Genomic DNA, 12,860 nt, shown 5'->3' on the forward strand with positions numbered 1-12,860 from the left:
ACGTCTGACCCGTACGGCGCCCGGGGGCGGGGTGCGCCGCGGGCGGAACCGGTTCGGGCCCGGTCCGCCGCGGTGTGTGGGCACCGCGGCGGGGCCGGTGACCGGAGGTGACGACATGTCAGCTCACTCCCTGCCGCTGGCCGATCTGCTTGGCCTGGCTGACCGCGTCCTTCCAGGCGTCGTCGGGCTTCTTGCCCTTGGCCTCGATGTTGGTCAGCTCGGTCAGGTAGGGGGCCATGACGGCGGCGTCGGCGGGTGCCTCGTAGCTGTCCGGGATGGCCTTGGCGGCCGGGCCGAAGACCTCGATGATCTTCTGTCCGCCGAAGAAGGCGTCCGGACCCGTCATGGCCGGCATCGCGTAAGCGGCAGGACAGGCCGGGAAGATGGCGGCGTCGGTGAAGCCGCGGGCGACGTTGGCCGGGCTCAGGATCCAGCTGATGATCTTGAATGCCTCTTCGGGGTTGCGGCACTGCTTGGGCAGGGCCAGGTAGGAGCCGCCCTGGTTGGCCGGTCCTCCCGGGTTCGGGCTGACATGCCACTTGCCCTTGGTGTTGGGGGCCGCCTGCTCGATGTCCAACGCGTGCCAGGCCGCCCCGAGTTCGGTGGTGAGCGTGCCCTTGCTGAGGGCGGCGTTGTGGGTGTTGTCGTTGATCTTGCCGTCGAGACCGAGCTGGTAGGGGCGGACGGCGAGATCCCAGGCGGCGCGTATGTGGTCCTGGTCGCCGACGAAGTGGTTGTTCTTGTCGATGAACCGCTTGGTCCCCTGCCCGACCGCGATGTTGAACACCGTGCCGAGGTTGTTGATCAGGTAGGTGCCCGGCAGCGCCTTCTTCAGCTCGGCGCCGAGCGCGAAGTAGTCGTCCCACGTCTTGGTCGCGGCAGCGACCTTGGCCGGGTCGGAGGGCAGACCTGCCTTGTCGAACAGGTCCGCGCGGTAGTAGAGCGCGGTGGGGCCGATGTCGATCGGGAAACCGATCTGCTTGCCGTCGGTGGTCTTCGCGAGCTCGGTCTTCCACCCCAGGTACTGGGGAGCGAGGCTCTTGAAGCCCAGGTCGTTCAGGTCCAGGAAACGGTTGCCGTTGGGCAGGAAGGAGGCGATGTCCTCCCCCTTGATGCCGGTGATGTCCGGGACGGCGGCACCCGCCGCGAGGGTGGTGGTGAGCTTCTGCTTGAAGTCGCCGCCGATGGAGTCGGTGGTCAGCTTGATCCGGCTGCTGAAGTGCGTCTTGGCTTCGGCGACCACCTTGTCGCTGAGCGCGCCTCCCCAGTACCAGAGGGTCAGGTCCTTGCCGTCCTTGGTGCCGCTCGACCCTGAGCCGCCGCATGCCGCGGTGGCGCCGGCCGCGGCGGCCGTCAGGGCGGCGGCCTGCAGGAATCGTCTGCGGGAAAGATCCACGATCTTCTCCTAGTTCTGGGCGGGTTCTGCGCGTCGGCCATGCCGGGCATGCCCGGCACGCTGTGAGTCATGAGCCATGGAGGGAGTGCGACGGGAGGGCCGGGTGGCTGAAGAGCATCGGCGTGGTGGGAACCCTTCAGCCACCCGGGGCGTGTGAGCTGGTCCTCTCAGACGGTGCCGACGCGTCCGTGACGGCGGAGTACGCCTTCATCCGCTTCGGCCGACCGGAGTGGGGTCCGGACCTCGCTTGAATTACGCAAGAGAGTGCACCCGGTGCGCGACTTTGACAAGGGTCAAGCGACTATCGAGACATTCATGCGTGACTTTGCTTGAGTTTGAAGAGTTCGCGAGTATGGTCAGCGGCATGCTCGCTGACCGGAGACACCAGCTGATCCTTCGCGCCCTGCGCGCGGACGGGCCCCTCTCAGTGGTCGCCCTGGCCGAGAAGGTCGGGGCGAGTCAGGCCACGATCCGACGGGACCTCGTACAACTGGAGGACGAGGGACTGCTCAAACGGGTGTACGGCGGCGCCGCGCCCGTGATGGGCGAGGACGACCCGTTCGCCGACGTGGCCGGCGTCCGGGTCGAGGCGAAGGACGCGCTGGCCGCCTGGTGCGCGGACCTCGTCAGGGACGGCGAGACCGTGCTGCTCGACATCGGCACCACGGCCCACCGGGTGGCCCGCCATCTGCACGGCCGCTCGCTGACCGTGATCACCAGCAACCTCGCCGTCTACGAGGAACTCCAGGACGACAAGGACGTCCAGCTGATCCTGCTGGGCGGCGTGGTCCGGCGGGACTACCGCTCGCTGGTCGGCTTCCTCACCGAGGACAATCTGCGGCAGGTCCACGCAGACCGGTTGTTCCTCGGCACCAGCGGGGTCCGCCCGGACGGCCAGGTGCTGGACACCACCGCCGTCGAGGTGCCCGTCAAGCGGGCGATGATCGCTGCCAGCGCCCAGGTGGTCCTGGTGGCGGACGCGGGCAAGTTCCCCGGCACCGGAATGGCCCGCGTGTGCGGTCCCGAGGAACTCGACGTCGTGGTGACCAACGCCCCGGTGGACGAGAAGACCGGTAGCCGTCTGCGGGAGGCGGGAGTCGAGGTGGTCGAGGTATGAGACTGCCGCGCCCTGCGGGCGGGTACCGAGCAGCAGTGTGCCCGCCGGGTCCGGCCGGAGCGGAGATCCGCGCCCCCCGGTCCCTGGCTTCCCCGTCACCCGAGTCGTCAGCGCGCCACGGTGGGCGGGACGACCGCAGGCCTTCCCGGGCATTCAGGCGCCGGGCGTCCCCGGCCCACGGTGCTCGAAGGTCCTGAGCGGCGGCACCGGACGCGGCCCGATGCCCGGGACCCAGCCCGCGTCCAGCTTGCGCAGGCCCACTCCGTTCGGCGCCCAGACGTGGCAGCTGTTCAGCACGCCCGCCGTGGAACGCGGGCCCTGGGACTGCTCACCGGCGTACCGCAGGCCCGCGTTCGCCGAGATGGCCGCCTGCACGACCGCGGGGCCCAGGACCCGGGCCAGCTCATGCAGGTGCGAGCAGCCCAGCACCCCGCGGAACCGCTCCTGGATCGCCCTGTTGTATCCGGCGGCGACACTGAGCCCGGTCAGGCCGTCGAACGCCGGGGTGATCAACGGGCACTCGGCGTGCGGGAAGGTCCCCATCTGTGCCTCGGCGTGCACGATCACCATGTCGGCCAGACGTACGCGCACGGCCAGCGTCATCCGGTGGACGACGTCGGCCGACGGCTCCGCCCAGGGGCGCACATCACTCAGTTCCGCCTCGACCGAGATCTCGTCGCCGCCCTCCGCGTAGGCGGTGACGGTGATCGTGCGGCGGTGCAGCGGGAGTTCGGAGCGTGTCATGACGACGCCTCCTGCGACAGCGCCGGGGCCACGGCCGGAGTCTCCCCCAGCCCCGCGAACTCCGGCTGCCTGCGTTCGATGAAGCTGCGCACGCCCTCGCGGTAGTCCGGGGCGCGTTTCGCCGTGGCCAGCAGAGCGGCCGCGTGGTCGCGGCTGTCGGTGAAGGTCCTCGCCTGGTCGTCGGCGAGCTGCCGTTTGATGAGGGACATCGCGTACGGGCTGGCCGAGCGGGCCAGTTCGGTCGCGTACGCGAGTGCCGCGGGGAGCAGTTCCGCCGGTTCGACCAGGCGGTTGACCAGCCCCATCGCCAGGGCCTCCGTGCCGGTGATCCGGCGCGAGGACAGCAGCAGGTCGGCGGCGTTGCCGTAGCCGATCAGCCGGGGCAGGATCCAGGACACGCCGTCCTCGGCCACCAGTCCGCGCGCGCTGAAGGCGGCGGCGAACTTGGCGTGCGGTACGGCGAACCGGACGTCGCACATCAGCGCCTGGTTGAACCCGATGCCGGCGCAGGCGCCGTTGACGGCCGCCACCACGGGCTTCGGGAAGGACATGGGCCGCGTGCGCGGGGGCAGTTGGCCGGTCGGCCAGGGGCGGGCGCCCGACGAGGCGGCGTCCAGGACGCTCATGTCCATGCCCGGGCAGAAGCTGCGCCCCGCCCCGGTGAGCACCACGGCCCGCACCCGTGGATCGTGCTCCGCCCGGTCGAACAGTTCGTTGTAGAGCAGTTCCATCTCGAGCGTCCAGGCGTTGTGCCGCTCGGGCCGGTTCAGGGTCAGCAGCATGACCCCGTCATCGGTGAGATCGGTGAGGATCTCCGGGGCCGGGTTCTCGGTCATCGAGGTCACTCCCGCGGTATCCGTCGGCTGGACCGGCTTTATAGATAGATGAATCATCTATATACCAACGGACCGCGAATGCACCAGATCAGATGGCGCACAAAGAAGATCACCGACGGCTTGACCTGGTACCCTCGATGCACTAAGACGATTCATTTAGCTATACGAGGAGCCCACCGTGGCCGAGGCAGCCCGCACCGCAGAAACGGCGACCGTGCCCGTCCCCGCCCGCAGCCGTGTCGGACGTCAGGTGCGGGTGCCGAAGACCGCCGAGCTGGTCGCCGGACACCTGCGTCGCCAGATCGTACGCGGCGAGCTGAAGCCCGGCGACGCGCTGCCCCCCGAGTCGGGCCTGATGGAGCAGTTCGGCATCTCGCGGCCCACGCTGCGCGAGGCGTTCCGGGTCCTGGAGTCGGAGTCCCTGATCACGGTGCGCCGCGGCGCCCACGGCGGGGCCCGGGTGAGCGCTCCGGACTCGGACGTCGCCGCCCGCTTCGCCGGTCTGATCCTCGAGTACCGGGGCGCCACGCTGGGCGACATCTATCGTGCCGCGGCCCTCATCGAGCCGCCCTGTGCCCGACAGCTCGCCACCAAGCACACGCCGGACGACATCAAGCAGCTGCGCGACGCGGTGGCGGCCGAGAAAGCCGTCCTCGACGACCCGCTCGCCCTGGTCGACGCGCAGGACGCCTTCCACGCCCTGCTGATCGAACTCACCGGCAACCAGACCCTGATCCTGCTGTGCGGCATGCTGCGCAACATCATCGACCGGGCCAACGCCTCGTACACGGCCGGCGCGGCCGATGCCGAGGCACAGAAGACGCAGGCCCTCAAGGGGCACCGGGCGCATGTGCGGATGGTCGGCCTGATCGAGGCCGGCAAGGCGGACGAGGCCGAGAAGCTGTGGCAGCGCCACATCGCCGGCGCGGACGACGTCGTGAACGCCGCGGGACCCATGACGGTGCTCGAACTCCTCGACTGACCGGCCCCGCATCGCCGCAGACCGCCTCACGGCGGGTCCGCCTCCACTCCCCCTTGCGCTCTCTAATCAGTTAGATAATTATAGAAGGCGTACTGAATAGTTCCCGGGGCCCGGAGGCGACGCCATGGCCGAACAGCGCAAGCCCATCTTCGACTGCGACCAGCACATGTACGAGGAGCGGGACTCCTTCACCCGCTACCTTCCGAAGGAGTTTCTCGGTTCGGCGGTCGCCCCGGTGACCCTGCCGGACGGGCGGGAGGTGATCCTCGCCGGGGACCGCATCGTCGTATGCCTGGAACCGGAGTTCGGGCAGGTCTACCGTCCCGGTTCGCTCAAGGAGATGCTCAAGGCGATGGCCTCGGGCAATCCCGAGGAGACGTACCAGTTCGAGCCGATGCACGAGTCGTACCAGAACCGCGACTCCCGGCTGCGCGTCATGGACGAGCAGGGTCTGGACCAGACGATCATCTACCCGGGCGGCTGGGCGCTGGTGGCCGAGGAGTACGTGAAGGGCGTGGAGCCGCTCTACGCCAACTACCACTCCTTCAACCGGTACATGAACGAGGTCTGGGGCTTCAACCACCAGAACCGCATCTACGCCCCCGCGCTGCTGTCACTGCGCGATCTGCCCAGCGCGGTCAAGGAGCTGGAGTTCGTCCTGAACCAGGGCGCGCGCTTCATCCTGCTGCCCACCGGCCCGGTGTACGGCCGTTCGCCCGGCGACCCGTACTTCGACCCGTTCTGGAAGCTGGTCAACGAGGCCAAGGCGAGCGTCTGCTACCACATCAGCGAGTTCTACTACAACTCGCAGGTGGCCCCCTCCTGGGGCTACGACCCCAACCCCATCCACTTCCGGATGTCGGCCTGGCAGTGGCAGAACACCTACGGCCAGCGCCCCGTCGAGGAGACGCTGTCCGCGCTGATCTTCGACAACCTCTTCGGCCGGTTCCCCGACATCAACGTCCTGGTGTCCGAGTTCGGCTCCGAGTGGGTGCCGCACTTCGTGCGCCACATGGACAAGAGCCGCGGCATGGGCCGCAACGGCCCCTGGATCGGCGGCCAGTTGGACGAGCGCCCCAGTCAGGTCTTCCGCAAGCACGTCCGTGTGGTGCCCTATCCGGAGGACGACATCGTGAACGTCGTCAAGCGCCTCGGCTACCACGAGTCCATCGTCATGGGCTCCGACTTCCCGCACGCGGAGGGCCTGGCCAACCCGGCCGACTTCCGCAAGCTCATCGCCGAGCTCGACGAGTCCGCGCAGGACGACATCATGTACAACAACGCCCAGCAGCTGATCAGCCGCTGAGCGTCGCGGGACAGAAGCGGCGAGCCCGGTACCGCCATTCGGTACCGGGCTCAAGACTGTCCGGGGGGGATAGCGGGTGTGGAGCGGTCAGTGGTCACCCTGCTGAACCCGGAGGCCCGGTGCTGCCGCCAGGCCGCCGGAAGGCACATCGCCGCATGCAACCGCCATGGCCCCGGCCCCACCAACGAAGGCGATGCCCGGTTCCTCCCGGCACCACGCGCCCTCGCACTACTGGTCCGTGAGGTCCGCCGCGAGGTTCGCGATGTTGGTGAGGAGTGCCGTGCCGCGCCGGGAGTGGTCGTAGCCGGCGAGGGGGTAGCCGTTGGTCAGGCAGGCGAAGGACAGGCCGCTCCCCGGGTCCAGGAAGCCGAGTTGGTAGGCGGCACCGGCGCTGCCGAAGAGGGCCGGCGAACCGGTGGACGGCAGGTTGCTGCCCGCGTCCGGGCCGGCCACGGTGACGAACAGGCCCATGCTGGTACGGCGATCGGAGCCGCCCCCGTAGATCTGCTCCCCGTGCGGGTGGTCCGTCAGCCGGATCCGGGTGCCCTCTTCCACCGCCTCCGGCTTCCACAGCCCCGAGTGTTCCAGCGCCTGGAAGTACAGGGCCACGTCGGCGGCCGTGGCGACCAGCGCGTGGCTGGGCTCGCCCGCCGCCAGCACCCGCGGGTCGGACAGGTACCAGGGGCCCCAGGGGTCGGGCCCCTGCTCGTCGCTCGTGCGGTCGGTGGCGGTCATCGGGGCGACGGTGCCGGGCTGCCGGTCCACCGGGACGCCGAGTTCGAGCGAGGACAGGCCGAGCGGTTCGGCGATCCGCTCACGCAGGTAGTCGGCGAAGGCCAGACCCGTGCGCCGCTCCACGATCTCGGCGATCAGCCAGGCCGCCGAGGTGAGGTGGAACTGGAAGCGACTGCCCGGCGGATAGTCGAGCCGCCAGCGGCCGAAGGCGGCCAGGCGCTGCTCGCGGTCGAGCATCTTCGGGTACCCGAGCGGTGCGAAGGGGAAGCCCGCGGTGTGGGTGAGCACCTGCTCGACCGTCACCTCCTCCTTCCCGTTCGGCGCGAACTCCGGGATGATCGCGGCGACTTGCTCGGTCACGTCCAGCAGGCCCTCGCCGATCAGCTTCCACACCGCGCCCGCGACGATCGACCGCCCGACGGACTGCAGGACGTATCGCGTGGACGGTTCGGCGTCCCCCCACGTCTCGAAGGCGACCAGCCTTCCGCCCCTGGCCACGGCGACCTGCGCGGACGGCAGCGGCCCGTGCTCGACCTCCAGGCGGATCCGGCGCAGCAGGATGTCCAGCCGGTACGGGTCGACGCCCACGGTCTGCGGGGCGACGACCGAGTGGTCAAGCGTCACGTGTCTCTCCTTCGAGGGCGACGGGCGCGGTGGTCGCGGCGAGCGCGGTGGGCTCCCGCAGGCTTCGGCGTACGACCTTGCCGTTCGCGTTGCGGGGCAGGTCGTCCACGAACCACCAGCGGACCGGGACCTTGAACCCGGACAGCCGGGCGCGGGTGTGGCTTCTCAGGGCCGCGGGCTGCGGTGGGGCGTGGGGATTCGCGGGGACGACGAAGGCGACGACGGTCTGGCCGAGCCGCTCGTCGGGAACGCCGGTGACCGCGACGTCCGCCACGCCGGGGTGCGCGGACAGGACGGTCTCCACCTCCAGCGGGTGGACGTTCTCGCCACCACGGATGATCATGTCGGTGCGTCGGCCGAGCAGGTAGAGATACCCGTCCTCCGCCACGCGGCCCAGGTCGCCGCTGTGCAGCCAGCCCTCGGCGTCGATCTTGAACAGGTGCTCGGCGCGGGCGTGGATCTCTCCGACGCCGTCCGGGCCGGGGTGGTGCACCCTGATCTCGACACCGGGTGCGGGCCGCCCCACCGACCGCAGCAGCTCGGTGCGCCCGGCCACCGCCTCCCGGTGGTCCTCCGGGGTGAGCACGCTGATCGGTGATCCCTCGGTCTGCCCGAACATGTTGAGCATGCGGACGCCGGGCATCGCCTCATATGTCCGGCGCAGGGTGCCGGGGCGGACGGGCGCGCCGCCGTACTGGAGGGTCCGCAGCGTCTCGTGGCGGGCCTGTCCGGCCGCCAGCAGGGTCTCCAGCATCGCGGGGACCATGCTGGTGTGCGTGGTGCCGAGGTCCCGCAGCAGGGCCCAGCCCTCGACGGTGAAGCGGGGCAGGCCGGTGATCAGCGCGCCGGCGGCGAGGGCGACGGCGATGTTGCCCAGGCCCGCGATGTGATGGAAGGGCGCGCTGCCACCGTAGAAGCTGTCGGGGTCGAGGGCGCACAGCCGGCCGTTCACGCGGGCCCGGGCGGCCAGGCGCCGTTGGCTCATGGGGACGGGCTTGGGCAGGCCCGTCGTTCCGGAGGTGTGCAGGACGGTGGCGAGGTCGTCGGGGTCTGCCACCAACTCCCGTGATGCCGCGCGCAGTTCGGGAACCACGGCGATCCGGCGACCGGCGAGCTCGGCGACCTGCTTGCCGAGGCCGGCGAACTCGGGCTGCGCCAGCAGGACTTGGGTCCGCGTCTCCTTGACCACGGCGGCAATCTCGTACGCCGTCATGCGGACGCCGAGCGGGGCGAGCGGGTGGCCGGATCCGGCGCCGCCGATCACCAGCGCGAGGGCGTCGGCGGAGGTGGCGACCAGGGCGGGCACCGGTTCGCCGGGCTCCAGGCCGAGGGTGTCCAGCCAGTCGGCCGCACCGGCCGCACGGTCGAGGAGTTCGCGTCCGGTCCAGGCCAGGTCACCGAACCAGACGGCGGGGCAGGCATGGTCGTAGGCGCGGCTCACCATGGCGGTCCAGGTGGCCGCCTGCACCTCTTCCTGCGCGGCGGCCATCACGTCAGGGCTCCAGTCGGGCCGCCGCGGTGCCGGTGACCACCTCGGCGCCGTCCTGGTTGACGGTGCGCAGGGCGAAGTGGGCGACCGGGCCGGTCGGCGTGTCCTCGATCGACTCGACGGTGGCCGTGGCGGTGAGGGTGTCGCCGGGCCAGACCTGGGCCTTGAAGCGGACGCCGTAGCGCAGCAGTGCCTCGGTGCCGACCCAGTCGGTGAGGACCCGGCCGGTCATGCCCATCGTCAGCATGCCGTGGGCGAACACGCCGGGATAACCCGCGGCCTCGACGGCGAACTTCTCGTCGGTGTGCAGGGGGTTGAAGTCGCCGGAGGCGCCCGCGTACTGCACGATCCGGGTTCGCTTGAGGTCGTCGACGAGGACGCTCTCGCGTGTCTCGCCGACCTTGATGTCGTCGGGGCTCAGGCTCATCGGGCGTCCTTCGGGGTCGCCGGGCCCTCGGGGACGACGGCCACGGTCACGGCGCTGACGACCGGTTCGCCGTCGGCGTCCCGGTACTCGGTGATGCGCTCGCTGAAGAGCAGGCGGCCGGTGCGGCCCTGCTTCTCCCAGCTGCGGCCGGTGGAGAGGTGCGCGTAGAGGGTCTCGCCGGCGCGCACCGGGCGGTGGTACTCGAAGTGCTGCTCGGCGTGGAGCCCGCCGGCGCCTTCGGCCATGACTCCGGCGTCACGCCCCGACCCGAACCACTCCTCGTCCGGCTTGGGACGCAGGTGGTATGCCGGGTCGTAGTGCGCGCTCGCCATGATGAAGGTGGGCGGCGCGAGCGCCGGCTCGCCCTGGTACGCCGGGTTCTCGTCGCCGATGGCGCGGGCGAACATCATGATGTGCCCGGCCTCGACGGGGAAGGGTTGCCCTGTCATCCGCGTGTGCTCCTCGTATCAGTACGGCAGATCAGTACGGCAGAAACGCGTCGCGCGTGGCCTCGTCCGGGTCGAAGTCCGGCGGCAGCCCCTCGAACTTGGGCTCCCGCTTCTCCACGAAGCTCGACACGCCCTCACGGAAGTCGGGCGAGCCCGCGAAGAACTCCATGGCGGAGTAGGAGCGGGCGAGGGCGTCGGTGAAGGGGCGGTCGAGGTCGCCGTAGACCTGATGCCGTACGACGGCCATGGCGCGCGGGGAGCAGTTGCGGGCGATGTCCCGGGCGTAGGCGCGGGCCGCGTCGAGCAGATCCCCGGGTTCCACGACTCGGCTGACCAGGCCGAGCTCCTTCGCCTCGTCGGCGTCGAAGACGCGACCGGAGAGCAGCAGGTCGAGGGCGTTCTCCAGGCCGATGACGCGCGGCAGGACGTACGGGAGGTTGTACTCGCCGGCCAGGCCGCGGCGGGTGAACGCGGTGGTGAAGCGGGCACCGCGGGCGGCGAAGCGGACGTCGCAGATGAGGGCCTGCACCAGGCCGATGCCCGCGCAGGCGCCGTTGACGGCGGCGATCATCGGCTTCGGCATGGTCCGCCTGCTGTACATGGGGACGCGGGCCTGGAGGTTGAGGGACTCCCCCGGCTGCGAGTTCTGCTCCAGGCGCTGCATGTCCATCCCCGGGCAGAAGGCCCGGCCCGCCCCGGTGATGATCACCACTCGGACGGCGGGGTCCTGTGCGGCCCGGTCGAGGAGCCCGAAGAAGCGGCGCTCCATCGGCAGGCTCCACGCGTTCTTGCGCTCGGGCCGGTTGAGGGTGACGGTGGCGACGCCGTCCTCGTCCACCTCGTACAGGACCAGGTCCAGGTCCAGGTCCTCGGGGGCCACCACGGTTTCCTCGGGCATCACGTCACTCCTCGTCCAGCGGTTCGATCGGGTCGCCGACGCCGGGCCGTTCCCCGGAGATGGTCACCACCACCTGCCCGCGGGCGCAGATGCGTCCGTCGGCCCGCACGTCGACGTCGGCGAAGTGCACCCGGCCGCCCCGCCGCACACAGCGCGCGTAGGCGATCGCCTCACGGCCGCGGGCGGGTGCGAGGTACTGCACCGACATCGACACGGTGCTGAGCCGGCTGCCCTTGGTGAAGTCGTGCCCGGCGATCACGGCTCCGGCCCCGGCGGTGTCGATGAGCGCCGAGATGACGCCGCCGTGGAAGACGTCTTCGTGGGCGGAGAGGGACTCGGCGTAGGGGAGCACGATCTCGACCCCGTCCGCTTCCCAGCGTGTCACCCGGATGCGGCAGCGCCGGTTGAAGGCGACCCCGCGTTCCCAGCGGGCCCGGAACCAGGCCCGGCGTTCGCGCTGTTCCTGATCGGTGAGGGTTCTCGCCGCGACGGTCATCAGCCCGCCCTCCGGTCCCGGCCTGACGGCCGATCCATATAGTTACATGAATTGAATAGATGAGGCAATCGCGCCAGCCGCAGCCGAGCGCTAGATGTATTATTTATATAACTGATTCGTCGTCCGTGAACAGAGGGAGACCCAGATGCCGTCGACCGCACTGGCCGGGATCCGCGTGCTCGATCTGTCCCGCATCCTCGCCGCGCCGCTGGCCACCCAGATGCTGGCCGATCTCGGCGCCGAGGTGATCAAGGTCGAGCGGCCGGGATCGGGGGACGACTCCCGGACGTACGGCCCTCCCTTCGCCCCCGGACCCGAGGGCGCCCGGACCGACACCGCGGCCTTCTACCTCGCCGCCAACCGCAACAAGCGGTCGGTCACCGTCAACCACGCCTCCACTGAAGGACAGGAGCTGATCCGCGCCCTCGCCGCACGCTCGGACGTGCTGGTCGAGAACTTCCGGACGGGCACACTCGCCAAGTACGGCCTCGACCACGAGAGCCTGCGCGCACTCAACCCGCGCCTCGTCTACCTCTCGGTCACCGGCTTCGGCCAGACCGGCCCGTACGCCGACCGCCCCGGCTACGACGGCATCTTCCAGGCCATGTCCGGGATGATGAGCGTCTCCGGGCACCCCGAGGAGCCGATGAAGGTCGGCGTCAGCATGATCGACATCCTCACGGGGCTGTACGCCTCCACGGCCGTCCTCGCGGCCCTGCGCCACCGCGACGCCACCGGCGAGGGGCAGTTCATCGACCTGTCCCTGCTGGACTGCGGCCTGGCCTCGCTGTCCCACTTCGCGATGAACTACCTGGTCTCCGGCGAGGTTCCGCAGCGGCGCGGCAACGGCGGGTACGGCGGGATCCCCTCGCAGGCCTTCCCCTGCAAGGACAGGCCGATCTTCCTGGTCGCGGGCAACGACAAGCAGTTCGCCGCGTTCTGCGCCGCGGCCGACCGCAGCGACCTCCTCCAGGACGAACGGTTCGCCACGACCTCCGCCCGGATCGCCCACCGCGAGGAGATCCTGCCGGTGCTGGCGGCGATCCTGCGCACCCGCACTCGGGACGAGTGGCTGACCGTACTCGACGCACACGACGTGCCCGCGGGCCCGTACAACGAGATGCCCGAGGTCTTCGCCGACCCGCAGATCCAGCACCGGGGGATGCTGATCGAGGTCGAGGACCCGACCTCCGGGCCCCTGCCGATGCTCGCCAACCCCATCCGGTTCACGGCGACGCCGGTCGAGGGGTACGCCCCGCCGCCGGCGCTGGGTGAGCACACGGCCGAAGTGCTCACCGCTCTCGCGGGAGTGACGGAGCATCAGCTGGCTGCGCTGCACGATCGGGGTGTCGTGTAGCGGG

Annotated in this window: 13 protein-coding genes; 4 read left to right on the forward strand and 9 right to left on the reverse strand. The window is 70.3% G+C overall.

Annotation, left to right across the window (positions count from 1 at the left end):
- Nucleotides 1–118: 118 nt before the first annotated feature.
- The gene (locus tag ACGFWE_RS00710; protein WP_393596876.1) at nt 119–1,396 is read right to left on the reverse strand and encodes an ABC transporter substrate-binding protein; all 1,278 of its coding nucleotides are present in this window, start codon (nt 1,394–1,396) and stop codon (nt 119–121) included.
- 364 nt (nt 1,397–1,760) lie between these two features.
- Between ACGFWE_RS00710 and ACGFWE_RS00715 the strand changes: the two genes are divergently transcribed.
- Nucleotides 1,761–2,513 (forward strand): DeoR/GlpR family DNA-binding transcription regulator, encoded by a 753-nt coding sequence (locus tag ACGFWE_RS00715; RefSeq protein ID WP_352385551.1) that lies wholly within the window; start codon nt 1,761–1,763, stop codon nt 2,511–2,513.
- A 153-nt stretch (nt 2,514–2,666) separates the two neighbouring features.
- Here the strand turns inward: ACGFWE_RS00715 and ACGFWE_RS00720 are convergent, their stop codons facing one another.
- Together ACGFWE_RS00720 and ACGFWE_RS00725 are read right to left on the reverse strand one after the other, a co-directional pair.
- On the reverse strand, nt 2,667–3,257 hold the full coding sequence (locus ACGFWE_RS00720) for a DUF2889 domain-containing protein (protein WP_393596878.1): 591 nt from the start codon (nt 3,255–3,257) through the stop codon (nt 2,667–2,669).
- A complete protein-coding gene (locus tag ACGFWE_RS00725) occupies nt 3,254–4,093 on the reverse strand; it encodes an enoyl-CoA hydratase-related protein (RefSeq protein WP_393596880.1) in 840 nt (279 codons plus the stop codon). The genes ACGFWE_RS00720 and ACGFWE_RS00725 overlap by 4 nt, the downstream gene beginning before the upstream one ends.
- Before the next feature lie 178 nt (nt 4,094–4,271).
- On the opposite strand from ACGFWE_RS00725, the gene ACGFWE_RS00730 reads away from it, so the two are divergent.
- Both ACGFWE_RS00730 and ACGFWE_RS00735 read left to right on the forward strand, forming a co-directional pair.
- Nucleotides 4,272–5,075 (forward strand): FCD domain-containing protein, encoded by an 804-nt coding sequence (locus ACGFWE_RS00730; protein WP_352385544.1) that lies wholly within the window; start codon nt 4,272–4,274, stop codon nt 5,073–5,075.
- 124 nt (nt 5,076–5,199) lie between these two features.
- Nucleotides 5,200–6,381 (forward strand): amidohydrolase family protein, encoded by a 1,182-nt coding sequence (locus tag ACGFWE_RS00735; RefSeq protein ID WP_352385542.1) that lies wholly within the window; start codon nt 5,200–5,202, stop codon nt 6,379–6,381.
- Nucleotides 6,382–6,609: 228 nt separating this feature from the next.
- Here ACGFWE_RS00735 and ACGFWE_RS00740 read toward each other — a convergent pair whose 3' ends face one another.
- The 6 genes from ACGFWE_RS00740 to ACGFWE_RS00765 are packed head-to-tail and all read right to left on the reverse strand — an operon-like array spanning nt 6,610 to nt 11,499.
- Nucleotides 6,610–7,740, reverse strand: coding sequence for a serine hydrolase domain-containing protein (locus ACGFWE_RS00740; RefSeq protein ID WP_393596882.1), 1,131 nt, complete (start codon nt 7,738–7,740; stop codon nt 6,610–6,612).
- Complete coding sequence (locus tag ACGFWE_RS00745) at nt 7,730–9,229, reverse strand: class I adenylate-forming enzyme family protein (RefSeq protein WP_393596884.1); 1,500 nt, start codon at nt 9,227–9,229, stop codon at nt 7,730–7,732. The genes ACGFWE_RS00740 and ACGFWE_RS00745 overlap by 11 nt, the downstream gene beginning before the upstream one ends.
- A gap of 4 nt (nt 9,230–9,233) precedes the next feature.
- The gene (locus ACGFWE_RS00750; RefSeq protein WP_352385536.1) at nt 9,234–9,656 is read right to left on the reverse strand and encodes a MaoC/PaaZ C-terminal domain-containing protein; all 423 of its coding nucleotides are present in this window, start codon (nt 9,654–9,656) and stop codon (nt 9,234–9,236) included.
- The gene (locus ACGFWE_RS00755) at nt 9,653–10,105 is read right to left on the reverse strand and encodes a MaoC family dehydratase N-terminal domain-containing protein (RefSeq protein ID WP_393596886.1); all 453 of its coding nucleotides are present in this window, start codon (nt 10,103–10,105) and stop codon (nt 9,653–9,655) included. Before ACGFWE_RS00755 ends, ACGFWE_RS00750 begins: the two co-directional genes overlap by 4 nt.
- Before the next feature lie 31 nt (nt 10,106–10,136).
- Nucleotides 10,137–11,003, reverse strand: a complete 867-nt coding sequence (locus ACGFWE_RS00760) for an enoyl-CoA hydratase-related protein (protein ID WP_352385533.1) — start codon at nt 11,001–11,003, stop codon at nt 10,137–10,139.
- A 4-nt stretch (nt 11,004–11,007) separates the two neighbouring features.
- Nucleotides 11,008–11,499: a PaaI family thioesterase gene (locus ACGFWE_RS00765; protein ID WP_352385531.1), complete on the reverse strand. Its 492-nt coding sequence runs from the start codon at nt 11,497–11,499 to the stop codon at nt 11,008–11,010.
- A 145-nt stretch (nt 11,500–11,644) separates the two neighbouring features.
- Between ACGFWE_RS00765 and ACGFWE_RS00770 the strand changes: the two genes are divergently transcribed.
- Nucleotides 11,645–12,856: a CaiB/BaiF CoA transferase family protein gene (locus ACGFWE_RS00770; protein ID WP_393596888.1), complete on the forward strand. Its 1,212-nt coding sequence runs from the start codon at nt 11,645–11,647 to the stop codon at nt 12,854–12,856.
- The last annotated feature ends 4 nt before the right edge of the window (nt 12,857–12,860 follow it).

Origin of the sequence: Streptomyces sp. NPDC048523, from assembly GCF_043199815.1 — a bacterium.
GTDB lineage: Bacteria > Actinomycetota > Actinomycetes > Streptomycetales > Streptomycetaceae > Streptomyces.